Annotated in this window: 10 protein-coding genes; 9 read left to right on the forward strand and 1 reads right to left on the reverse strand. The window is 36.3% G+C overall.

The features are described 5' to 3' along the window. Window positions 1–42 precede the first annotated feature (42 nt). From CQA62_RS03820 to CQA62_RS03830, 3 genes are read left to right on the forward strand one after another with little or no spacing between them, the layout of a single operon-like run. The gene (locus CQA62_RS03820) at window positions 43–1,227 is read left to right on the forward strand and encodes a saccharopine dehydrogenase family protein (RefSeq protein ID WP_104725113.1); all 1,185 of its coding nucleotides are present in this window, start codon (window positions 43–45) and stop codon (window positions 1,225–1,227) included. Further along, a complete protein-coding gene (locus tag CQA62_RS03825; protein WP_104725114.1) occupies window positions 1,224–1,778 on the forward strand; it encodes a hypothetical protein in 555 nt (184 codons plus the stop codon). The genes CQA62_RS03820 and CQA62_RS03825 overlap by 4 nt, the downstream gene beginning before the upstream one ends. Beyond that, a complete protein-coding gene (locus CQA62_RS03830; RefSeq protein ID WP_104725115.1) occupies window positions 1,775–2,878 on the forward strand; it encodes a hypothetical protein in 1,104 nt (367 codons plus the stop codon). The genes CQA62_RS03825 and CQA62_RS03830 overlap by 4 nt, the downstream gene beginning before the upstream one ends. Here CQA62_RS03830 and fdhD read toward each other — a convergent pair. Then, on the reverse strand, window positions 2,871–3,647 hold the full coding sequence (gene fdhD / locus CQA62_RS03835; protein ID WP_104725116.1) for a formate dehydrogenase accessory sulfurtransferase FdhD: 777 nt from the start codon (window positions 3,645–3,647) through the stop codon (window positions 2,871–2,873). The genes CQA62_RS03830 and fdhD overlap by 8 nt on opposite strands. A gap of 147 nt (window positions 3,648–3,794) precedes the next feature. Between fdhD and CQA62_RS03840 the strand changes: the two genes are divergently transcribed. From CQA62_RS03840 to CQA62_RS03865, 6 genes are all read left to right on the forward strand, one after another. Then, a complete protein-coding gene (locus tag CQA62_RS03840) occupies window positions 3,795–4,724 on the forward strand; it encodes an NAD(P)H-dependent glycerol-3-phosphate dehydrogenase (RefSeq protein ID WP_104725117.1) in 930 nt (309 codons plus the stop codon). Beyond that, on the forward strand, window positions 4,724–7,762 hold the full coding sequence (locus CQA62_RS03845) for an autotransporter outer membrane beta-barrel domain-containing protein (protein WP_104725118.1): 3,039 nt from the start codon (window positions 4,724–4,726) through the stop codon (window positions 7,760–7,762). Before CQA62_RS03840 ends, CQA62_RS03845 begins: the two co-directional genes overlap by 1 nt. Next, window positions 7,759–9,018, forward strand: a complete 1,260-nt coding sequence (locus tag CQA62_RS03850) for an autotransporter outer membrane beta-barrel domain-containing protein (protein ID WP_104725119.1) — start codon at window positions 7,759–7,761, stop codon at window positions 9,016–9,018. Before CQA62_RS03845 ends, CQA62_RS03850 begins: the two co-directional genes overlap by 4 nt. Continuing rightward, window positions 9,005–11,668, forward strand: coding sequence for a hypothetical protein (locus CQA62_RS03855; RefSeq protein WP_115585117.1), 2,664 nt, complete (start codon window positions 9,005–9,007; stop codon window positions 11,666–11,668). Before CQA62_RS03850 ends, CQA62_RS03855 begins: the two co-directional genes overlap by 14 nt. Window positions 11,669–11,809: 141 nt before the next feature. Further along, entirely contained in the window at window positions 11,810–20,443 is an 8,634-nt protein-coding gene (locus CQA62_RS03860; protein ID WP_104725121.1) for a hypothetical protein, read from the forward strand. Beyond that, window positions 20,443–26,112, forward strand: coding sequence for an autotransporter outer membrane beta-barrel domain-containing protein (locus tag CQA62_RS03865; RefSeq protein ID WP_104725122.1), 5,670 nt, complete (start codon window positions 20,443–20,445; stop codon window positions 26,110–26,112). Before CQA62_RS03860 ends, CQA62_RS03865 begins: the two co-directional genes overlap by 1 nt. Window positions 26,113–26,116 lie beyond the last annotated feature (4 nt).

The following is a 26,116-nucleotide window of genomic DNA, read 5'->3' on the forward strand; positions in this document are numbered from 1 at the left end:
ATTCTATAATTGCAAGCTTTAATTTTGTTTTTGGAGAAGGTCATGAGTGTTTTACAAATTGGTGCTGGAGGAGTTGGAGGAGTTGTTGCACATAAACTTGCAATGAATGCAGGGGTTTTTGGAGAAATTACTCTAGCTTCAAAAACTTTAAGCAAGTGTGAAGAAATTGCAAAAAGTGTTCTGGAAAAAACAGGCATAAAGATTACATGCAAAAGTGTCAATGCAGATCATGTAGAAGAGCTTATAGCTCTTATTAATGAAGTTAAACCCAAAGTTGTCATTAATGTTGCACTGCCTTATCAAGACCTTAGCATTATGCAGGCATGTTTAAGAACTAAAACTCACTATCTTGATACGGCAAATTATGAACACCCTGAGAGTGCAAAATTTGAATACAAGGAGCAATGGGCATTCCATGAAGCCTATAAAGAGGCTGGAATCTTTGCCTTACTTGGGAGTGGATTTGATCCGGGGGTGACAAATGTATTTTGTGCCTATGCACAAAAACACTATTTTGATGAAATTCATAGCATTGATATCCTTGATTGCAATGCAGGAGATCATGGCTACGCATTTGCAACAAATTTTAACCCAGAAATCAATCTTAGAGAAGTCAGCTCAAAAGGAAGATATTGGGAAAATGGAGAGTGGATTGAGACAGAAGCAATGGAAATTATGCAAGTATGGGATTATCCTGAAATAGGCAAGAGAGATTCTTATCTTCTCTATCATGAAGAATTAGAATCTCTTGTTAAACATATCAAAGGCCTTAAACGTATCCGCTTCTTTATGACTTTTTCTGCAAATTATCTTAATCATATGCGATGTTTGCAGAATGTTGGGATGCTTAGAATTGATGAAGTGGAGCATAATGGAGAGAAAATTATTCCTATCCAATTCTTAAAAACCCTCCTCCCTGACCCTGCAAGTCTAGCTGGTCGAACTATTGGTAAAACAAATATTGGATGTTATATTAAAGGCATTAAAGAAGGCAAGGAGAAAACAATCTATATTTATAATGTTTGTGATCATCAAGAATGCTATAAAGAAGTCAATTCTCAAGCGATCAGTTACACTACAGGTGTGCCTGCAATGATTGGGGCTAAACTCATTATGGAAGGAAAATGGGGTGGAAGAGGTGTATTTAATATGGAAGAGCTTGATCCAGATGTATTTATGGAGGAGCTTAATACTCAAGGCTTACCTTGGAAGGTACTTGAGCTTTGAATTACCCCTTAATAAATTTATATCATCTCTACAATCTTGAGATGTTTGCTCAAGGGTATTGTGATGGATTGCAACACTCCTCTACCCCTGCTCCCAAGCAATCTCAAAATCTAGGCTACAATCCTTCTCATGCCAAAACAATGCTCATTACAACCTTCCCTTTAATTGATAAAGATGGAGTATTTTTCTCTCAAAAAAGCTCACAAATGCTTCAAGATATGATTTTTAAGGTTTTAAACCTTTCTTTATGTGAATGTGCAATTTTCTCTCTTTATAAATCCCAAGAATTATTAAATCCTCATGATATGCAAAAATATAAAGAAATTTTGTTTGCACAAATTCTTCAAAGCCCAGCTAGGTGTGGATTAATTTTTGGACTTGAAGAGATTGCTATTCCTCTTTTCCCAAAATACTCCCTCTCTATAGGTTCAAGCCTAAATTTCAAAGGAAAAAAACTCCTTATCACCCACTCTCTTAAAGCTCTCATTAGGCTTGAAAATCTTAAAAAACAAACTTTCCAAGATCTTAAAAACCTCAAGGCATTATTATGAAAAAAACTTTATTTCTCCTCTTCTTTTCTTTTCTTGTTGCCCAGCAACTTGAGTTTAACCCTCCACACTTCTCTAAACCCCAAGAAGAAATCATTGCCCAATTCTCCCAAATCTCAGACAGAAACACAGTAAAAATTGCATTGATGATGCCTAAAAAAATCATTGGACGCTATTCGGTTGCAACTATTGATACCATTTTGGCTTATCTCTCAGCCCGTGGAAGAGATTTTGAGTTTGAAGTCTTTGATTGTGGGGATGAGGAGAGAGATTCTATTAAAAAAACTTATGAGCAAATTGAACAAAATAAATTTCAATTCATTATTGCTGTCATGACAACTAAAGGAGCGATAGAAAGTTCAAAACTTGCTTTAAAAATTCCACTGTATATTCCAACCGTCAATCATACTCAAATTCCTTTTTCTCCTTCAAATTCTCCCCTACTTTTTTTTGGAGGGATAAGCTATGAGGAGCAAATCCAAAAGCTTTTAGAAATTCGATCAGGGGCACATGTCATTGCTTATAATGATGATAGTCCTGTGGGAGAAAGGCTGTCTATGATTTTACAAGAAAATATAGGGGAACTCCCAGAACTTACAATCACTAATGAAATAGCCGCTACATTTGCCAAAAGTAATAAAGCTCAAGAGCTTCTGCTTGAAAATGCAGATGTATTTTTAAATACTCCTGTTGTAAAAACTGGATTACTTCTTTCCCAAATTGGTTATTTCAAGAAAAAATCTGCAACCTTTCTCTCAACACAAATTAATTATAATCCCTCTCTCACTATACTCACCCAGCAAAGAGATAGAAAAAACCTCTATATTGCAAATTCTATTGGAAAAACTGATCAAAAACTTATTGAATATGGCTCATTGCTTAACAGTGATCTTAAATATGATTGGGTAAATTATTCAACAGCTATAGGAATGGAGGTCTTTTATAGAATCATCCATCCTGATACTCTAAGCTACTTTAAAGAAAAAATCATAGATAACCAAGTGCAATATGATGTGAAGATCTATCAAGTAGATACCAAGGGCTTCCACCCTATTGATATCCAAACACTCAAGGCACTTCAAGAGCAAAAAGAATCTAAATAATCCTTGAAGTATGAGTATAGAGATTCATATTTTTTCCTCTTGCAAATCCGCAAAGTGTAATACCGTGTTTTTGAGCGGTTTGCACTCCTAGAAATGTAGGAGCTGTTCTAGAAATCACAATAGGAATATGATGCATAACAGCCTTACTCACCATCTCAGAACTCAATCTTCCACTTACAATAAGTATCCCCTCATTGGGATCTTTATCTTGCATTCTTGCTCTCCCACAAACCTTATCAATGGCATTATGTCGCCCAATATCTTCACTGACTAAAAAACTCTCATCAGCAAAAAGAAGCATCGCCTTATGCACACAACCTGTTTTTAAATACAGCTCACTCTCTTGATAAAATCTCTTGACATGAGAGAGCACCCACTCTCCACTCACTTTTAGAGGTGAAGTATTAAAACTCACTTCCAAAGCATTCTCTACATTTCCAGTCACTCCTCCACCGCAACCTGAAACTAAAGTTTTCTCTTTATAAAGATTTTTAAGATTGTGGGTATTAATCCTTGCATGCATCTCTACATTTAAGCCATCTTCACTTACCTTCAAGCTCTGCACATCACAAATATCATCAATCACCCCCTCACTGAGTAAAAATCCCACCATATGGGCTTCTTGATTTTGTGGAATACACATTGTTGAGATCACTTTTTCTCCATTTAAGAAAAAATTGACCCTTGATTCTAAGATGACCACATCTCCTTTCTGCACTCTCTGACCATCTTCAAAACGCACAATTTCAATATTTTTTAATACTTCCATTTTTCTATCCTTTTTTGCATAAAATTCAAATTATATTTTTGCACAAAAGAGATAAAGGGTAAGATTCAAAGTAAAAAAATCTCCCAAAAAGTGGAACTCTTTTTGTTTTGTTCTTCATTAAAAATTTATGAATTCTAAGGTTTTTTTATGGCAATTGTAAGTGTCTTTGGAGGTGGTGCTTGGGGAAAAGCACTAGCTTTCTCATTCTCTTTTAACAATCAAGTGTATATCCATTCTAGGCGAACTCTAAGCTTTAAAGATCTCTGCACTCCCAACCCAATCAAACAAGTAGATTTACAAAAAGCTTTAAGTGCGGATTATTTTGTCATTGCCATTGCTTCAAGTGCCCTACGCTTATGGATAAAAGAAGTTTTTTATCCTGCAGCAAATCAGCTTAAAAAAGAGATTAAGATCCTCTCAGCAAGTAAAGGGATTGAAGAAAATAGTGGGGCATTCGTCAGTGATATTTTTCAGCATTTCTTTCCCTCTCTTAGTCTTTGCTTTCTCTCTGGCCCAAGCTTTGCACATGAAGTGATACAAAAGCTCCCTTGTGCACTTATGATTAGCTCACTTAATATTCCTCTTGCAAGAGAATTTAGAGAGCTTATGCCTTCTTTTATCAAAACCTATGTTAGCCCTGATATTATTGGTGGAGAAGTGAGTGGATCTTACAAGAATGTTATTGCCATTGCTGGAGGGATTTGTGATGGATTAAATCTTGGCAATAATGCAAAAGCCTCACTGATGGCTAGAGGATTGATTGAAATGTATCGATTTGGCCAACATTTTGGAGCAAAGATGGAAACTTTTTTAGGATTGAGTGGGGCGGGAGATTTATTTCTAACAGCCAATTCCACTCTTTCAAGAAATTATCGCGTAGGACTTGCACTTGCGCAAAATAAACCCATTAAGCAAATTTTACAAGATCTAGGAGAAGTGGCTGAGGGAGTGAAAAGCTCAAAAGCAATTGTGCAAATTAGTAAAAAGGAAGGGATTTATACCCCCATTGCAACACAGGTGCAAGAAATTATCAATGGCAAAGATCCAAGAGAAAGTTTAAAGGTATTAATGAAATAATGAATAGATTTTTAAGGATTGGATTTTTTAGCGCTCTATTAGCTCAAAACCTCTACAGTGTCAATGCAAACTGGTGGTGGGAGCTAGATGAAGATAATAATCCAATCCCTCCAGCAGGTCCAATTCTACGCGATCCTCTTACTATTTATGAAGATAGCACCCTTAATGTCATTGCCAATGGTGATGGAAATCTTGGCAATCAATTTTTTAGCGGGAATATAATCTTTAATCATAATCTTGTCATCAACCTTCTGACACAAAGATCAGGAACAAACGAGACAACAACAATTTATCGCCGTGATAATCATTTTAATATTGCAAATTTTGATGGCATAGGAACACTTACTCTTAATATTGATTCTCCGAATGTTTTTGCAAAAAGTATTTTTAACTTTGATGGAGGACAAGATGGACTTAATCTTAATGTCAAAACAAACATCAGAGCCACTGAGGGAAGTCAAATCTTTTCTGTCTTTAGAGTGGGGGGATCCACACTTAATATTACCAATGATTTTATAGTCGATCTTTCCAAAGCTACAGGGGTATTTAGTAATGCTAATCCTGCAGGTGGAATCACAAATGCAAAAACTATTTTTGATGCTGCTGGGACTATCAATGTTAATGCAGCCAATAGCACAGCTGTTCTTATTCAGATGAATGGAGATATTGCAAATTTTGGTGGAATCACTACCATTAATCTTGCTAATGGCAATTCATTTTTTAAAGGAAGAGTAGAAGCTGTAAGCACTTCAGCCACAAACTTTAATCTCTCTAATGCCTCTCTTGCAGAAATCCAACTCACTGCTCATAATAGAAATAATAATGATGTACCTAATTTTACCCTTAATCTCAATAGCGGATCAATTGCAAAAATTGATACAAAAATCAATTCTGCTGCTTCTCGTTTAAACTACAATATCAATAATGCTTCACTCTATGCGGATTTCACCTATGATAATGCTCAAAATCCAAACACTCCAGGAGGAGTAAATAACCCTGCACAAGCTCTTCTTAATATCACTAATAGTGGAACTTGGTATGTGGGCAAAGATAATGCAGTAGAAAATCTTATGATTGGAAACCCTTCAGAAAACCTTACAAAAGATAATTTTGAAAATCTTACCAATCTTGCTTCCGTAGATTTTCGATTTGCCAATAAGGGCACAACACTTAGGGCCATAGAGAGAATGAATGAAGACAATCGTTTCACGCTTAATATTGGGAGTATTGGAAGCCCTGTAGGACTGAGTGGTGGGGTATTTCGCCTCTATGGGATCTTAAATGCAAATGGATGGAATGCAGTTAATGATATAAATACAGGGGATTTGATTGAGAATATTGCCACTGACCAAGTGCATACAAGTCAACTTAATGGAACTCATCATATCCAGCTCTTTTGGGATAAAAATAGCTTTGATAAATCTTTACTTAACACTGATCTAGAACCTAGAAAAATCATTGTTGCAAAAGAATTTGCCACACCAAGAAATTCAAATTTTGTAGGTGCAGTCACACCAATTGGTGTCTATAACTATATCACCAATCTTAAAAAAGAAAATTTTACCTATACTGATAACAATGGTGCATTACAAACAGGCTCTCAATGGATCGTTACTGATGTGCAAAGAGCAGATAACTCTTATATGTCTAGGCTTCTTGATTCCTTGTTTCAAACCCAATTTAGGATTTATAAAACCCAAATTGATACACTCAATCTAAGAATGGGAGAACTGAGAAAACTCAATCGTGTTCATGGAGTGTGGCTAAGAAGCAAATATGGACGTCTTGGCTCAAAAGAAACGAACCAAACTCTAGCCTCTTGGGATGAATTTGCTTCTGTTTGGCTGGGGTATGATCAAAACTTTTATGTTTTGGGTGGAAAAAATTTTTTAGGTCTTTCTTTTGATGTTAATTTTTTCAACTCTAATGGAATTCCTGATCAAGATGATTTTACAAATCCTTCTTATATTGGCCAATCCCAATCTTATGGTCTCTCAATCTATGATACATTTTTCTTTGATAATGGCTTTTATATTGATGCTTTAGCTAAGTATTATTTAACAAAAAACAAATTCATCATCAACTCTGAAGTTTTATCAAGAAATACCCCTAAGTTTTTCTCTCATAATTTTTATGCCTCTTTTGAAGTAGGAAAAAGGTTTAAACTCCCTGTCAAACTCTCCACAAGTGCAAAAGACTATCTCTATCTCAAACCTGACGCAGGAATGTCCTTTGCCTTTAGCAGTGGGCAGGATTGGAGTTTTATGGATTGGAGTAATCAAAGAGTAAATGCAAGATTAGACTTTAATTCACCTGTGAATATGCGCACGGGTTTAACATTTGGCTGGACATGGAATTCTAGGGGGTATGAGGGAGATTTATATGCAGGAACAAGTTTTGAGTATGACTTTAATAGTGGTGGGGATTTACGACTTGAGGATTTCTTAGATCGTGTAACACTTGCCCATCGTGGAAACTTTAATTGGCGCATTAATGCTGGAACAAATGTAATTCTTAATGAATATTGGAGACTTTATTTTGATGTGGATACTGCATTTTTTGGGATCATTAACTCTACTTTTACACTCAATGCGGGAGTAAGAATTAATTTTGGACGCTTGCATCCACAAATGCCCTATATTCCCCCTTATATGGACGAACTTGAAGATTTAAACAAATACCCTGCCTATCGTCGAACAATTCCACAGGTACAAAATTATGAAACTGAAGGAATTTTGGATAATTATAGAGGAAATAAAAAATACACAATTCCCCCTAAAATTATCATTAAACAAAAACCATTTGAAGGGACACAAAAATCTCAAGACAAACAAATTGAGCAACTCAAAATAGAGCCTAAAGTTGAGCAAAAACCTCAAGGGGCCCCAGAATTTATTGATAATCCTGGACAAATCAATGCTCCAAGCCAAAATTATAAAAGAGATACAAATATGCCGATGTATAACAACTTAAATATAGAGCAAAGATCACGTTCAATGGATAATATTAAAGAAACTTATAATAGAGGATATCGATGAGAAAAATCTCTTGTGTTTTAGTGCTGAGTGCCACCACTTCTCTCTTTGCCTCCTCTCTATCTAGCGCATTACAAGGAATTTATAACCTCCACTATGCTCATACCTCTTCACTCCTTAACTCTACAATGGGGAATCTTAGAGAATCTCGCTATTCTGATGCACTTTGGCTTAGGGGAGAATTTACTCAAATCTCCTCAAGCGATGATTCCACTCTTAAAGCTGCACTTGGAATGATTGGATATGATCACTCTTTTCTTCCAAATATTGGGCAAGATTTTTTAGGCATAAATTTTGAATATTCATATTCATGGCTCAATACTCCACAAAATACTGCCAATACTTTTGGATTCACACTCTATAACACCTATTTCACCCCATCAAAGTTTTATATTGATACGCGTTTAAAATATCTCTATCACTCTTTAAACTTTGCTCTCCTCTCCTCTTCTCCTTCACATTTCTTACTAGGCTCACTTGAGCTTGGCTGGAAATTTATCTACTCTTATGGATTTTTTCTCCAGCCCGCTACTCAAATCTCTGTAGGCTATAGAAATGCAATCACCTTATCCCAAGGCTCATCAACCCTACGTTCTTCCTCATCTATTCCACTTTTTTATCAAGTGGGGAGTTATATGGGATTTGAATTTGGCTCTAAGGCTGATATTGTTCTAGGAGTTTTTTATGATGGGAATCATTTTTTCTCCCACAATACTCTTGAGAAAAACTCACTTGATCATCGTTCCAATTCTACTCTTGCACTCAGTTTGCAATCCACTCTTTTCATTACAAAAAATTTCCGTTTTTATCTAGGAGGGAAAACAAGCTTTTTTGGTCAAAGCAATATTGATTACTCCGCAAATTTTGGAATGCGCATCTTATTAGGTCAAGACTATGCACAAACCCATAAAAAAGCTCCAGGTTATACCAATGAGCGTAATTTACGTTCTATTCAAGCCAATCTTTTATATGAAGCAGATCAAAGCAGAAGAAGAATACAAGAGCGCACTCATCTTAAACCTCAAGAACTTGAAAAGCAATATGCTATTCAAAACAATCGTAATGACACAAAAATTGAAGATGAAATCAAATATGCTAATCGTGAACGTTTTTTAAGAGATCAAAAACGATGGAAAGACATTCAAAGCAATGAGCAAAATTATATCAATAGAACAGATGGACGTATAGAGACACGAAGTATTCATCTTATCCGTGATTACAATAAACGTGAATTAGAGAGAAAATATGGTCCACAATAATAAACTTATCTCTCTTTTTTTATTCTCCTCACTCGCATGGGGAACACCATTTAGTAATTGGAAAGATCCTCTTTTTGTCAATGGGATTAATCAAAATCTTGAAGGAAATTTTACCTATGATCAAACTCAAATTGCAGACTTTGTTCTTACAGATAAAATTCTCTTCACACGCTCAATGTTCAACCTTTCTGTACGTTCAATCATTACAGGAGATTGGAGTGGACAAAATGAGGGATTTATTTTTTATGCAAACAATGCCAAACGTCTCACCTTTAATAAGGGCAATATTTCATTTTTTATCAATTCTGAGGGGTTAAAATTTGGGAAAAGTGCATATTTTCAAATCAGTGATACTGCCACACTTGATATTAATGCCAACCTTACAATTATCTCCTCTGCAAAAAGTGTCTTTGATACTTTTGGGCTTTTTGGTCTTAAGAACAATGCTCGGTTAAATATTGAAGATGCTAATTTAAATATTGATCTCTCCAATAATCAAAAGGCTAATCCCCTCCTTTTCTTACTTGAAAATAGTTCTGAGGCAAAAATTAATTCTGGAGGAAATAAAGCAAACCAAACCATTTTTCTTAAAGGAAAAATCGATCTTAGAGGTGCTTCAAAGTTTGAACTCAACCTCTCTAATCGTTATTCTTATTATGAGGGTGCCATTTCAATTGCAGGGACTTCAGAACTCTCCATTAATCTCTCTAATTCTTTGGCTACTTTTACAAACTACTCCCAACAAGCAGGAAGTGCTACAATCTCTCTTGAGAACAATTCAACTCTCAATGCAATGATTTCAGGTCATCAAACTGACCTGATAATCAATAAGGGTTCAGTTTGGAATATGTTAGAGCAAAATAATGGAACTGGAGGAGTGATTAATTTTACAAACAATATTAAAAATCTTGCAATCAACAATGCCAAAATCAATTTTATGAATAATACAGATGGCACCCATCGCTTTAATCAAACATTTAATCAAAAAACACTCAATGCTAGAGGGGCTTTAAGTGGAAATGGAATCTTTGCAATCTATGCTGATGTGGGTGATCAAACCAAAGGGGTAGACACTATAACTTTCCAAAGTGCACAAGGTCATCACACCTTTGATATTCTTTACAATCCCAATACCTTCACCCAAACTCTTGCTGAGGGTATTAGCACAGCAGATAATATGATTGTAGCCACCATTAATGATCCAAATACCCAAGCGACATTCTCAACCCTTCCTACAACGATGGGGCTTACATCTTATAGCACATATCTTCAAAAACAAACTGATGCAACTAAAGCACAATGGCTGATTGCCCATATCACTCCTGATGGAGAAAGTCCACTCTCTCAAGCGCTCACTACAGCACTTAATACCCCCTATCGTCTTTTTAAATCCTCTAGCCAAACGCTTAATCTTCGCTTAGGGGATCTTAGAAATTATCCTAAAGATTATGGACTGTATCTCCACACTTCCATTGCTTATAACTCTTTTGCACAAAATCGCAATCTCACTGCTGGTCAAGATCTGTTTATAAATATTGTGGGTGGATATGATATGAATGCGCTTTATCGCGGACACAATGATTTCTTGGGTTTTGGATTTGAAATTAATTTCTTAGATACCACAACAGATATTTTTACCTCTAATACACAATCTTATGGAGGATTTTTCTACTATACCTCCATTTGGAGCAATCGTTTTTATTATGATGTAATTTTTAAATATGCCTATTCTCCCACAGACATTAATCTTGGATCAATGGCATCATCCACTTCTCTCTCTTCCCATCTCCTTAATCTCACTGCAGAGGTGGGTAAAAAATTTGCCTTCAACTCTAATCGTAACTTTGCCTATACTGAAATAGAAGGCAAGCTTACAAGTGGATTTATTTTTCCTGCCTCTCTTTCTACAAGTGATCCAAATGGCACACCTATTGAGGCAAAAATTAATTTTCAATTTCCACTTTTACTTAGAAGTTCTATATATTTTGGCTATGAGTGGAATAAGGAATTTAAAGGTGATCTTAAAGCTGGAGTGTTTATAGATTATTCACTCTTTAGTGGCGCAGAAACCACTCTCTTGGACAGATGGAGTGAATTTAAAAAAACTTTTGATATGGATTTTGATATCGGGGTCTCTATTATTTCAAATATTACTCTTAAAGATTATTTGAGATTCTATCTTGAACTTGACAGTAGTTTTATGGGAAGCTATCAAACCAATATACTTTTTAATGCAGGAATTAGGTGGAGTTTTGGGGAACGCTATATCCCCCCACCTCCACCCCCCGCAGATCCCAATCGCTTAAAAATTAGAAAAATTCGAGGCAATACAATTAGGGATATTCCAACAGTAGAAAAAAATGATAGAAGCAATATGAAACACTATGAGGGCAGTCGCAATCAAATCATTAATACCTATAAAAATTCTGATCCAATTATTCAGCAAGAACAAAATAATGAAGAAAATAGGAACACTAATCGCTTTTATCCAAGAAATAATACTACTCTATACCCCTCAACAAACACTCAAGAGAGACCTAAGAGAGAGGGGAATAGGGATTTTTACAACCCTTCTAGGAGTGAAGAGGAAGTGCAAAAACAACGATATTATCATCAAGACCGCTACACTCCCATATATCCCTCTAAGTAAAGATACTAAGATGGAGTTATATTAAGGAGGTAATATAAAAGTTTTATTAATTTTTTTCTATGATATAGAATACCGTTTGAAAAAACTTTTATTCAAAGAAAAAAGATATAATTTATTAAAAAAAATATATGAGAGTTGACATTGAGATTTAGTAGCACTATCGCTCTTAGTATTGTTGCTTGTGGGATTTTATGTGAGGGGCAAAGTTATACTGATTGGAATGGTGGAAATTTTAATGATGGGGATAATGTCAATATCAGCTATAACGCCTCCACCTCTACTCCTACTCTTTTAAATCAAAGCATTAATCTTGCAAATGGAACTCTTACAGCCAATATTACTGCGACTCTTCTTAAACAAGGTGTTATTAATGGTCCAATGGTGGGAAATTTTGGGAGTGGCAATATCTCTTTTGGCTCAGCAGGCGCAACAATTAACTTTAATATCACAAAACAACAAAATGCTATAGGGGTCACTGAAGCTTTTAGATTGAACTCAACCACATTGACAGCCAATGCAAATCTTAACATCAATAGCAATATTGCAGGAGGAGGATTTACCCTCTTTAATGCCACAGGTGGAAACCTCACCTTTAATGGTGATGTCAAGATTTCAGGCAATGCCTCAAATGCTATGACTACAAATAACTCAACCCTTAACATTAATCAAGCTGGGGGGAAAAACATTGATATCACAGGAGCAATCAGTGCAAATGGAGGAAATACCAACATTAAGCTTGATGGTGGAGATAAAATCAGCGGTGCATTCAATGGCACAAATAATAGTCATCTTACCCTAGAGATTGATAATTCCACCTATAGTGGAAATGTTACAAATAGTGGCACAAGCACTATTAATATTAAAAATAATGGAAAACTCGATGGAACTCTTAACGCTCAAGGCACAGAGCTTAAACTCACCATGCAAAATGGCTCTATTAGCCAATCTGTCAAATCTAGCGCCACTACAAATACTCTAGAACTTAAACAAAATTCAGTCATTAATGGTGGACTTCAATCAAGTGGAACAACAAATCTTAACCTTGATAGCTCTAGGATTAATGGCACAAGCACAATAACTGGAACAAAATTTAGTGCAACTCTGCAAAGCTCTCAAATCAACTCTTTAACAACAAGTGCTACAGAGAGTACAATTAAGGTTGATAAAGGCAGTGGATCTACAATCTCAACGCTTACAATGAATGGGAATAATAATTCCATTTTCACAGACCAAGAAACCCTCACTGTCCAAACACTCACCATGATAGGAAAAAATAATACTGCTCATTATTCTGGTAATGCTAATAATGGAGCAAAACTCACAATCACAGGTGATGCGACTATTACTGCAAACGGGGGAGAAAATAAGTTTGTTTTCCAAAAAGGAGGAGTGAATGGAATACTCAAAACCTCAGGAAAAACTGATTTCAAACTCTTGGGAAACACAAATATTAATACAATGCAACACAGTGCCAATGATTTAAAACTCACAGTTGATGAACAGGCTATTGTGCAAAATGGTGTAAATACAGATACACAAACAACAACCCTTGATATCACGATCTCAAAAACTGCTGCGCTCAATGGAAGTTCAACACTCAAATCCCAAACCTCAGCAAAAGTGAGTATGAGTGACACTGCAAAAGGGGGAAACTTTAATTTTCAAGGACCTCAAAATACGCTCAATGCCTCCGGAACAAATAATACACTTACTGGTTTGAGTATGCAAGGAAGCAATGGAGGAAACACAAATAACAACCTTAATGTCACAGGAAAACTCACCATTAATGGAAATGCTGATCTTAAGGCAGGAAATGGTGGTAACAATACAATTGATTTTAATGATGGGGGAATCACTGGCACACTCACCACAAGTGGACAAACAACCCTACAAACAAAAAATTCCACCTCTATTGCACAAGGGATTGTCCATAGCAATGGAGATTTTAATGCAGATTTTGAAAATCACTCACACATTCAACAAGGGATACAAACTAGTGGAAATGGAAACTCCATTATCAATATTAAAGATCAAGCCAAAATCTCAGGTAATTCAATCTTAAAGAGTAATCAAAATACCCTCACTCTCATCTCCTCTGCTCAAATTATAGGGAATACCACTTTTGCTGGAAATACCAATGCTCTGACTGCAAACAATGATTCTAAAATCACAGGGCAACTCATTACTGATGCACAAGCACAAAATACAACCTACACCCTAAAAGATAATGCAACTCTTGTAGGGGGTATTGATACCCAAACAGGTGCAGGAAAAACTACGGCAAGCTTTAACAATAACTCTAAGATTGAAAATGGAACTTCAAACCTTTCTGCAGATATTGATCTTACTTTCACAGATAACTCACAAACCAATAATGAACAATTCAATATTAATGGTGCAGCAGTAAATATCATCTTTAAAAATCAAGCCCAAAACAATGGTGGGGCAATCACTACAAAGAATGGAACTTCTGATATTAAATTTACAGATGACTCTAAAATGACTAATGGCAAAGTTGAAACTACTGGAGGGAATACAACTCTTTTAGCTAATCAAAATGCAAATCTCACAGGTTCACTCTCTCAAAGTGGAGGAAATTTTAATGCAACATTTAAGAACAACTCTCAATTTAATGGAAATGGCACACAGACAGGAGGAACTTCAAGCATTACATTCCAAGACCAAGCCAAATGGAGTGGAAATTTTGAGCAAAATGGGGCAACATCACAATCTAGTATCACCTTCAATAACACAGCAAATATGCAGGGAAATATTGTGGTTAAAGATGGCACAACAAATATCACTTTTAATCCCCAAACTTTTATTGTTGGAAATATCCAAGCAGCAGGTAGAGAAAATAAAGTCACTCTAAGCAATGCACTTCTTGATGGTAACCTGACTCTTGATGGTGTGGGGCCAATTAATGGAGAGAGCAATGCCACAATTACAAATAGCAAAATAACAGGGAATATCCAAGGCTATGATAAGGTGGATATCAAAATTACAGGAAGTGAAGTTGATGGATATCTTCATCAGGGAGGAAGTTTTGACCCTCAAGGAATGAAAGCAATCATTTCAGATTCTTGGATTAAACAAGGTTTTCAAGGTAATAATGACCAAGCCAATACTCTAAATGTGACAAATAGCAAAATTGATGGTGGGATTAAGCAAATTCAGGGATCTCTTGATGCAACCCTTGAAGCAACACTTGTAACTGGAGGATTTCAGGGAAGCCAAAATTCTGCAAACAAAGTGACAATGACCAATGGGAGTCTTAAAGATGGCATTGTGCAAAATACGGGTTCTCTTGACTTTCTCTCAAAAGGCACAAATTTTATAGCCACCACTCCTAATCAATCTTATGGTTTTTTGGGCATTAACTCCCAAAATACCCTTAAAATGGCAAATGGAGACTTTGGATCACAACACATCAAACAGCAAGGTGGAAGTCTTAATGCTGAAATTGTCTCAATGAGCAATGTGCAAAACTTTGAGGGAATTAACTCAAACAATAATGTCAGTCTCTCCAATACTGAAATGACTGATGTTTCTCAAAGTGGTGGAAGTCTTGATCTGCTTACATATTCTCAGATTAAAGGATCCATTACAGGAAGTAACAACAGTCAAAATATAATTAGAATTGTTGGATCAGGGGTTAGAGAAGATATTCTTCAAAATACAGGTTCAATGGAGCTTTATCTGACAAACTCATCAGCTGGAACACAGGGAACACAGAATAATAAAATTGGCATAACCAATGCAAACTTTGGTCTTTATGCAGATAACTCAACCATTAAAAATATTGAATTAATTCATTCTACCTCTCTTGGAAATTCAACCTCTACCACACTCACAGGAACTTTTTCTCAGATGGGTGGAAGATCTACAATGACTTTTTCAGATAGCAAATTCACCGGTCAAGATTCAATTAAATTTGAAGATACCCTCAGTGCAAGTTTAATTTTTACAAAATCAGAGATTAATCATGTCTCTGCAATTAGAGGAGTGAGCACACTTAATCTCTCAGAAAGCAAGATGGGGAATTTTAGTGGAACTTCTGGAGTCCATACAGTGATGCTTACTTCATCAGAGGGTAAGAATTTTACTCAAAATAATGGAAGTCTCTCTGTGAGTGCAACAGCAAACTCAACCCTTAGCTCACTCACGGGAAATAACGCCACCCTCTCTCTTATCCTAGGGAATCAATCTAGTGTCACTGGCAATGTGAGCAATACTAATGGAAATACTTCTATCTCTATGCAAGATTCTACAATCAATGGAGATGTTTTACAAACTGGAGGAAATCTCACCTTTAATGCTGAACAATCAGAAATTAAAGGAAAATATGAGCAAAATGGAGGAAGCAGCAATGTTAATTTCACACAATCCTTCATCAAAAAAGGAGTAGGGTTAAATTCTGTGGCTGATGGTTCATCCCTAATCTTTTCTCAACAATCACAAGTCAATCAAGGCTTTGAGGTCAATAACAGCAATATCGCTCTCTCCCTTCTCTCCCAATCCAAAATTACTGAGGGATTTAAACAAAATGGAGGAAAGGTTATAGGCTCACTCAATAATCAATCCAGCATTAATGGAGATGCAAATCATGCAGGACTCACCCTCTCTGGGGGAGTGACAAGCTTTACCCTCTACAATCAATCTCAAATTAATCAAGGAATTCAAGCCACAAACAACACCTCAAGCATTCTCGTGGATCGCTCAACAATTGATGGCAATATCACTATCAATCAAGGAAGTCTTGATCTTACCGCTCAAAATAAATCCACAATTACAAGTGCTCAAATGCAAATCACTGATGCTGATCTCCAACTTACATTAGATACAAATTCAAAATTTATTGGTGATTTAACCCAAACCAACAAAACCCAAGAAATCACCATTAAACAAAATTCTACATTTCAAGGAAATATCACAAATACCAATACCACAAGCACAATCATTATTGATAATGCCTCTGTGACAGGTCATCTCACCCAAGAAAGGGGAACTTTAAGATTAGAGCTTTCTAATGGGGGGAAAATAGGAGGAAATGTAGTTCTTAAACAGGTGGACACTACCCTTTTAGGAAGTGGGACAAATAATGAGATTCAAGGAAATTTCTCTCAAGAAAATGGGAGTCTTAAAGGCAATATGAATGGTTTGACCCTAACTGGAACATACACTCAAAATGGTGGAACTTCTGATGTCATTTTTACCCATTCAGCCTTTAAGAGTGATACAACGATTACAAATGCAATAAACTCCTCTCTCTCTTTTGAAAACTCTACTCTTAAAAACTATACAATTACTGGAGGAAGTAACAATACTCTTAAGCTCCTTAATCAAAGCACAATGACAGGGAATCTCACATTACAAAACCAAGCAAGTGCGATCCTTAAAATGCAAGATTCTAAAATTGATGGAAATATCAATGCTTCTAATGATTCATTTCTTCATTTTGACACTCTTAACTCTGAAATAACAGGCACAAGCACTATTGATACTGGGGGAGTTACTGGAGTAGCAGAGAATACAAAATTTGGGGGAGACTTCACACTGACTCAAACAACCTCAAATGTTTCTTTTATAAATGGAAGTGAGATTAATGGCAATCTTATAGCAATGCAGGGAGACAATACAATTAAATTTGATGCTTCCTCCCTTACGGGAAATCTTTCACAAACACAGGGAAATATCAATCTTGATCTCTCCAATGGCTCACAAATTATTCAAAACTTAACATTTAATAACACAGTCGCACATTTTACAGGAAGTGGTACTGGGAATAAGATTGGGGGTAAGTTTGACTCCCTTCAAACAAAGCTTACAGGAGATGTAAGTGGTCTTACACTTCAAGGAACTTTCACCCAACAAAATGGAACTTCAGACATTATCTTTAGAAATCAATCTCAATTTAATTCTTTAGTCAGCATTGACACAGCAACCTCATCAAATATTAAATTTGAGAATCAATCAGGAATTAAGGCAAATATTTCAATAAAAAATGGAACAGATAATCAACTCTCTTTTAATGATGCTTCCTTTATTGTGGGTGACACCATCCTTGCAGATACAACAGCTTTAATCGCTGCAAGCAATCACTCCACTATCGATGGAAAACTCGATGCAGACAACTCTATCACACAAGCAACACTCTCAAACTCTATATTTAACGGTGATATTACACAAAATAATGGCACGATGACACTCACAGGGGTTGATAACTCAACTTTCACCTCTCCTGCTTTCAATATCAAGGGCAACCCCACTGCGATCACAAATATTAATCTTGATACTGGTTCAAATCTCTCTAGCACTATTACTGCCCAAAATGCGACCCTAAGTTTCTCTTTAAATAATATTTCTTCTGTTGGGGATGTAGACAATCCCTCCACAATCACCTTGACAGATGGCACCCTCTCCATTGATGCACAAAATGGCTCAATCTTTAATGCTGACATTACTGATACCAATACCAATGCCACACCTCCTTTAAAGAGTGCAGACATTACTCTAAAATCAAATTCCATCTTTAATGGAAAAATGGCTTTTGAAAACATTAGCATCACTGCTTCGCTAGATTCTTCTACTCTTCATTCCCCACTTATTCAGGTCATAAATGGCAAATTTGACCTCATTTATACCAATTCTGCCAATGGTGGAACAATTACTGAGTTTGAGGCTAAAAATACAGAACTTACAATCAAGGCTAACCAGAGTCTAGCTTCAATCAATCAACTTAAGATCAGCGGAAAAAGTCTAGATCTCTTAGCCCAAAATAATGCACGGCTAAGCATAACAGATCTTCAATTTAATCAAACAACAACAGCCACTTACACTGCCCTTACTAATGGAAACCTCAATGTCAATACTCATATTGACAATAATGCAAGCACCTTAGATGTCAAACTCTATGGTGGGATGCTTCAAGGTTCAATCACACAAATTGGCAATGGACAAGGTGGATTTGATAAGGGAAATATTGAGCTTAAAACAATTGGGGATTTGGGTGGAAGACTAGCCCTTAGCGATGATACACAAATCCACTCTTTAACCTTAAACAATCATGAAGATGTGCTTTATACCAATGCCCTCTTTGTCTCAGCATTTAAAAATCCAATGAGTTATGTGGATTTTACTTTAGAATTTGATGATACACAAACCACTTCAAGAGTGGATAAAAGTATGATTAAAAAACCCATTCCCCAACCAGGCCAACCTATTCTTCCCGCTCCAAATGGGAGCACCTATGTTCGATCTCTTCAAGTTGATGAAATTAAAGGTAATTATGGACTTTTTAGGGTATATGCTGATTTAGGTGCGGACTTGGCAGATAATATTCTTGCTTCTAGAGCAAGTGGTGAGCATATCATCCAAGTGCAATACCGCGCACAAACATTTCAAGATATTGGGGGTAAACGCATTGTAGTTGCTAAAGTTATCGATCCCAACACCTCTGTAAGTTTTAAAGGAACTCAAAGTGAAATTGGTCTCACTCGCTATGATACAGAAATCATCAAAGAAAATGCTCAAGGGGGTGGATTTGAATGGATTATTGGACAAGCTACTCCAGCAGGGATGAGTTATAGCTCTAAAATTATTGCCACTCTTCTTCAAAGCCAATATCGCAATTTTATGGTGGAAGTGGATAGCTTAGATCGTCGTATGGGGGATCTTAGATACATCAAACGAGATTTAGGGTTATGGATGAGAGCTTATGTGGGTGAAGGTAAAAAAGGAGCTAATGACTTTAGTGTGAGCGCAAAAGATGATTATTACTCTATTTGGAGTGGAATGGATTTTAATTCTGTTGGTCTCACTGTACATAACTTTGCAGGAATATTTTTTAACTACACAGGAATTAATTCTGAAGGTAAAGATTTTAGTAGTTCAGGCTATAATATTGGCATTGGATTGTATGACACATTTAGGGCATTTAGTGGATTTTATGCAGATTTCTTAATGAAGTATATTTATAGTTCTAATTCCTTTGAAATCACCAACTATGCCCTTGCGAAAAATAGGCCAAAAACAACAAATCATAAATTTCTTTTAAATGGAGAAATGGGTTATAGCTTCTATTATGGAGAAAAATTTAAAAGTGGATATATTCAACCGCAATTTCAAGTTACAAGTGGCTATATTGATGAGGTCTCACTTCAAATGGTGGATGTTAGCGGTGAAATCATTTATGGGACAATGGCTAGAAACTTCCCCATTACTCTCCGTGCAGGGGTATTCTGGGGACAGGTTTTTGGAGAAAAAATCAAATCTCATATTAAATTTGGAAGCTCTTTTGCTTATGATGTCAATAGTGGTGGAGATTTACATTTTAAAGATAGCTCTACACAACTTGATTTTAAGCAAGGAAGTGATTTTAGGATGCTCTTAAGTGCACGGAGTGATTTTACATTCAGTGATTTTTTCAAAGTCTATGCAAGCATTGATACAAGCTTTTTTGGAAATTATAATATTGTATATAATGCAAACTTTGGACTTAGAATGATCTTTGGACGTCCCAATAATCGCGTAATGAACGTCCCTATGGTTTATAATCCCTATGAACCACCCGTAGTGATTAATGATGATAAACGAACTATACCTGTTGTGAAAAAATTTACTACAAAGGATATTGATCAAAACTATGCAGGAAAACCTAGAAAAATAGAAAGTCAAATTTTTGGGAATCCTCTACCACAATCTAATTATGGAAATCTTCCCTATACTCCTTCAAGAAAATCTATTCGTGATATGACCAGCGAGGTGGAATTCTAATGCGCTTGTCTCCTGCTATCACTTTATCTGCCTTACTGGTTGGGGGAATGGGGTATGGAGTAGATTGGAGTATTACAGGAACTGAAACCAAAAACATTAATGCCCAACAAGTTAATGGTGTTGAGCTTACAGGAAATGGCGATCTTACGGTTAATAGCACGGGAAATAGTGCAATTAAAGATATGAAAATGTTTTGGCTTACAAATGGAGCAAGTGCAAATTTTAATGTCAATAATGGAAATCTTTCGCTTGATTTAGAACTTTTAAATCCTAATCGTATAACAAACATCATCAAGTTTGATGTTAAGAGCAATGCAACCCTCACCCTTAATACTGGTAAAAATGGGGGAGCTCATGGAGTATTTAATGGAGTGAATACCACTCTTTCTGCAACAATTGCTAATGGTGGAGTGCTTGATGGATTAATGAGCAATGATGGCACAACAAGTCTTCAAATCAATCATGGAGGAACATTAAGTGGAAATGTTTCGCAAACTGGAGGAAGACTAGAGGCAACAATTGAGGGAACTCTTGATGGAGGAATTAGTGCTAATAAAAATGTCCAACAAGTGCGTTTATGGGCAAATCAAAATCAAAATGTCAATACCCTTTCTTCAAATATTACAGGAAATATCACAATCCAAGGAGGAGACTTAGGGGGAATACTTAAGGGGATAAATCTTGGTGGAAGTTATGTGCAATCAGGCGGAACTTCAGATATTGCCTTTCACCACTCACAATTTAATGGAAACACTACCTTAAGCGATGCAACTACTCTAATTCACTTCTATGCTACAAATTTAAAATCCATTACTACTACAAATGGAAATACAACCATCAATCTCAAGGGGGATATAAATACCCATACAGGGGGTTCTATAATGGAGGGTTACACAGGAAATGGTGGAAGAACCACCATTAACCTCATTGAGAACTCCTCTATGCAGAGCGCATCACAAACTACAGGTGCTCTAACAATTGACTCCACAAATTCTAATATCAATGGCTCTGTTACAGGATCAAATGCTGCCACACTTAATCTTCTCCTCTCTGAGAGTATGCTTACAGGTAGCCTCTCAAATTCTGGAGGAATTACAACTCTGCATTCAACAGATTCTAAAATCAATGGAAGTGTGACTCAGGTAGGCGGTAGTTTACAGATCAATATGAGCGACACAAGTATTGGAGAGAAAATTACTCAAAATGGCGGAACACTTCAATTTATCATTGCAAGAAATTCAACAATTTCACAAGGAATGCTTCTCACAGGTGTAGCTGAGGGCAATTCTATTCCCCAAATTAATTTTAGCAACACCCAAATCACAAATGGGGGACTTTTTATCAGTCAGGTTGTTGGTGAGCTTAGTGGCATAATCTCTGATGGCTCAACAATTAATGGAGGATTTGATCAAACCAATAGGGGACAAGTTTCATTACAATTTAATAACTCAACTCTAAATGGTGGAGTTGCTGTAAGAGATGGAGGAAATATTCAGGGCAATACGGGACAATCTTCAAACTATGCCACTGTTTTATCTTTTGCAAATAACTCAACTCTTAATGACGGAGTCACATCCAATAATCATTCCATTTGGCTTGACTTTGATCACAGTGTTGAAAATGGGAATTTTACCTTTACTGGAGGGAATGCCTATATCAAAGGCACAGGTCAATCAACACTCACGGGAGATCTCATCTCCCAAAACACAGCAACTACATCTTTGGATTTACGAAACTCTACCCTCATAGGGGATATCAGACAAAATAATGGAGTGCAAACACTCACTATTTTAAATCAGGCAAGAATTAAGGGCAATATTGAGAATAACAATACAATTGTAGCCTTTGAACTGCGACAAGGATCAGAACTTCAAGGCTCTTACACTCAAAATAATGGATTTTTAGAGTGGATTTTGGGTGGAAATGCAATTGTTCATCAAGATGTGACACTCAATAATGTGCAAACAACGCTTGGTAATGGCAGATCAATTGATCAAATTGAAACCCTTAAGGGTAATTTCACACAAAATGGCGGGACTCTCAGCGGAAATTTAGGAGGTTTGATACTTGAAGGACAATTTACTCAAAATGGGGGGACTACAAATATTATTTTTAGAAAAGCAGATTTTAAGCAAGAGACAAAAATTAATGATGCCACTTTAAGTAAAATTACTTTTGATGATGAATCAAACCTTAAAACAACTACTATTTCTAACAGCAAAAATCCTGACAATACCTTTACACTTGATCATAAGACCATATTGGAGGGGAATTTTATCCTTAAAGATTCAAAAGTAACCCTTGGGGTGAAAAATCAATCAAAAATCACAGGAAGCATCATCAGTAATGATCCTGACAATGATCTCAACCTTGACTTTGGTGGCGCAGGAAACGAAATTGGGGGAGATCTTGAAGTCAAAGATGGGAATCTTAATGGAGAGATTGCAGGAACAACTATTGGGGGGCAAATTAAACTTATTGATGCACAAACTCATTTACATATTGTTGATTCTGAAGTTAAGGGAGGAATCGATATCACTCGTGGATACACCCTTTTAACCCTACAAAACTCAACCATTGGTACTGGCTTTACAATGAGCCAAATGGATGGACAGGGAAGAAACCCTACTCTAGGATTAAGCATTAATGAGGGAAGCAAAATTGATGGAGATCTAAGATTTGAAAATACCATTGTTGCCCTAGGAGGCTTTGGGGATAATAATCTCATCACAGGAAACCTCATCTCAACAAACACAACCCTCTACACTGGGGGAGATAATTTTAACCAAGCAGGACATCATCCCTCACCCACTTCTATTTCAGGGCTTACAATACAAGGAGAGTTTAAGCAAGAGAGCGGAAGCTTAAATCTTATCTTTGCGAATCAATCTGATATACAAGGCAAAACTACACTCAATGATGGATTAAAATCCCATCTTACCTTGCAAAACTCAAAATTGGGGGCATTAGAGATTATCAAGGGAGGAGACAACCTCATCATTTTAAAAGATGCCTCTAAGCAAAATGGAGCAATTTCCCTCACAGATACCACAGCCACAATCAAGGCTTTTGGTCAATCAGTTATGGAGGGCGATATTACTGTTACAACTCCTACTCAGACAACTCCTCACACAAATATATTCCTTGATCAATCCACACTCAAAGGAAATATTAATCAATCTGGTGGAACACTTAATTTAGAATACATCAAAAACTCCAATATGATTGGATCCATTACTGCTGGAAAACTTGATCCCCTCTCTATCACACTAGATCGCTCAAGCATTACAGGAGATATGACAATTGCGAGTAGCAATGTGCAAATTAATATGAGCAATCAATCCTTAATTGAGGGTGATTTTGCTCTTACTAATAATTCTAGCTTTAAACTCAATGCCAATGCCTCAACACTTAAAGGAGATATCACTCACACTTTTAATAATCCTCAAGCCAATGCATCTGAGATAGAACTTAATTTTAATAATGGTTCAATATTTGATAATAATAAACTCTCAATCAGTGGAAATATGGTTGTTAATTCTCAAGATTCCACAGTCAACTCAACCAAAGGAATGGATCTTATTAGTGGGATTTTCAATCTCAATCTCTCTCATTCCAAAGGAGTCATTGATTCTCTAAGCACTGGGGGCAATAATGTCATTAATGTCATCACAAGCAATCAATCAGATTCTCAAATCACTCAAACAACCATTTCAGATAATGGAAATCTTTCCCTTATAGGACAATCACAAGCTATTCTTAAAGGTGAGATTAAGCTTGATGGTCAAGCAAAAGGATTGATTAACTCTTCAGAGAATGCAAATTTAAAAATTGATATCAATCCTGCCCCCACAAGCACACTTGAAATTGTTCTTAATGGTGGAATTATGGAAGGAATGATCAATCAAGCTCAGCCTACCGTAGGATTGATGACACTTGATAGTGCTGGAGCCTTTGGAGGCAGATGGATTGCTACAGGTGATTCTGCAATCAAAGAATTTGTTATCACCAATTCTTCGGCAAATATTGGCAATGAGGGCTTAATGCTTGCTGATACTTATACCTCTCCCATTTCACTTGTGGATACAACAAGAAATGTGGGAGGAATTTCAAGAATTGGAATGGCAATGATTAAAGCAAATACTGGAGCTCCCCAAACTGGACAGACTGCAGAGAGAACAATTGCCATGAGCACTCTTGATGGAATTAATGGTGTTTTTCGTGTTTATACTGATATCGGTGCTGAAGCTAGCGATAAAATCACCACGCAAAAAGCCTCAGGAAGTCATATTATGCAGGTTTATTACAATCCTGCAACATTCACTGAAGATATTGCAAATCGCTATATTGTTGTAGCTCATGTTGATGATAATCAAACCACGGCAAATTTTGAGGGTGGAAGCACAATTGTAGGAACTCAAACTTATAAAACCAGTTTGACAAAAGTTCCTGTAGCAAATGGTGGATTTGATTGGATCTTGGGCAAAACTCAAAATGCTGGAGCCAACTATGGGACCAAGGTAATCTCTTCTATTCTTCAAAGCCAATATCGAAGCTTTGCAATCCAAACTGAGACTTTACGTCAAAGAATGGGAGAGTTGAGAGATATTAATCGCGTACATGGGTTATGGGGACGCTACACCATGGGAAATATGCAAACTCCAGAAAGCGATGTAGCCATTGGGATAGAGGATCATTTCTACTCTGCTTGGGTGGGATATGATCAAAATATACTTGATCTTAAAGGGCAGGATTTTTTTGGTTTTGCTCTAAGCTATAATCTTCTTAACCCTCAAGGAGAGGATTATAAAGGAAATGTCCATAGCATAGGATTTAATTTTTATAATACCTTTATTGCACGGAATGATTTTTATGTTGATCTTGTGATTAAGTATATTCTTTCTATGGCAAATTATGAAATCTCCTACTACAGTCTTGCCCAAAATACTCCACAATATCTCAATCACAAGTTAATGTTTAATGTTGAAATTGGCAAAAAATTCAAACTCTCTGAAAGCAAAAATTACTTCTTTCTCCATCCAGAGGCACAGGTTATAGCTGGTTATATGTTTGGAAATGAGGTAGATTTTATTGATTTTACTCAAACCACTATTGCTTCCTCTACCTCAGGAATTGCTCCTGTAATTTTACGAACTGGGCTAAGTGCAGGATACAGTCTAAATCAAGGAATTAAATCTGACTTTTATATTGGAACCTCACTCTTGTATGAAACCACTAATGGGGGAGATGTGCATCTTGATGATGGCAACAATACTGTAGATTATAGTCATAAGGGTGCTTTTAAAATGAGTATTCAAGGAGGCTTTGATATACTTTTTACCGATAATGCAAGAATCTATTTTCAAGCGGGCACAAGCTTTTTTGGCAAAACCAATACAACCTACTCCATTAATGCTGGTGCAAGATTTGCATTTGGATATAAGAATACAAGAAAGCTCATTGTCCCTTCTTTGATCACTCCCCCTCCACCACAAGAACCCTATGATCCAAGAAACATTCCTGTCATTACAGACTTTACTCAAGAAGATATTCGCAACAATAATGCTTCCAAACCAAAGATACGTGGGAATGAGGATAACTACTTTATCAACACAAGAAAAGCTTATAGAGATAAATCAACTATTCAAAAAACATTCAGAAATCAATAATTTT

This window comes from Helicobacter cholecystus, assembly GCF_003364215.1.
In the GTDB taxonomy this organism is placed as follows: domain Bacteria; phylum Campylobacterota; class Campylobacteria; order Campylobacterales; family Helicobacteraceae; genus Helicobacter_G; species Helicobacter_G cholecystus.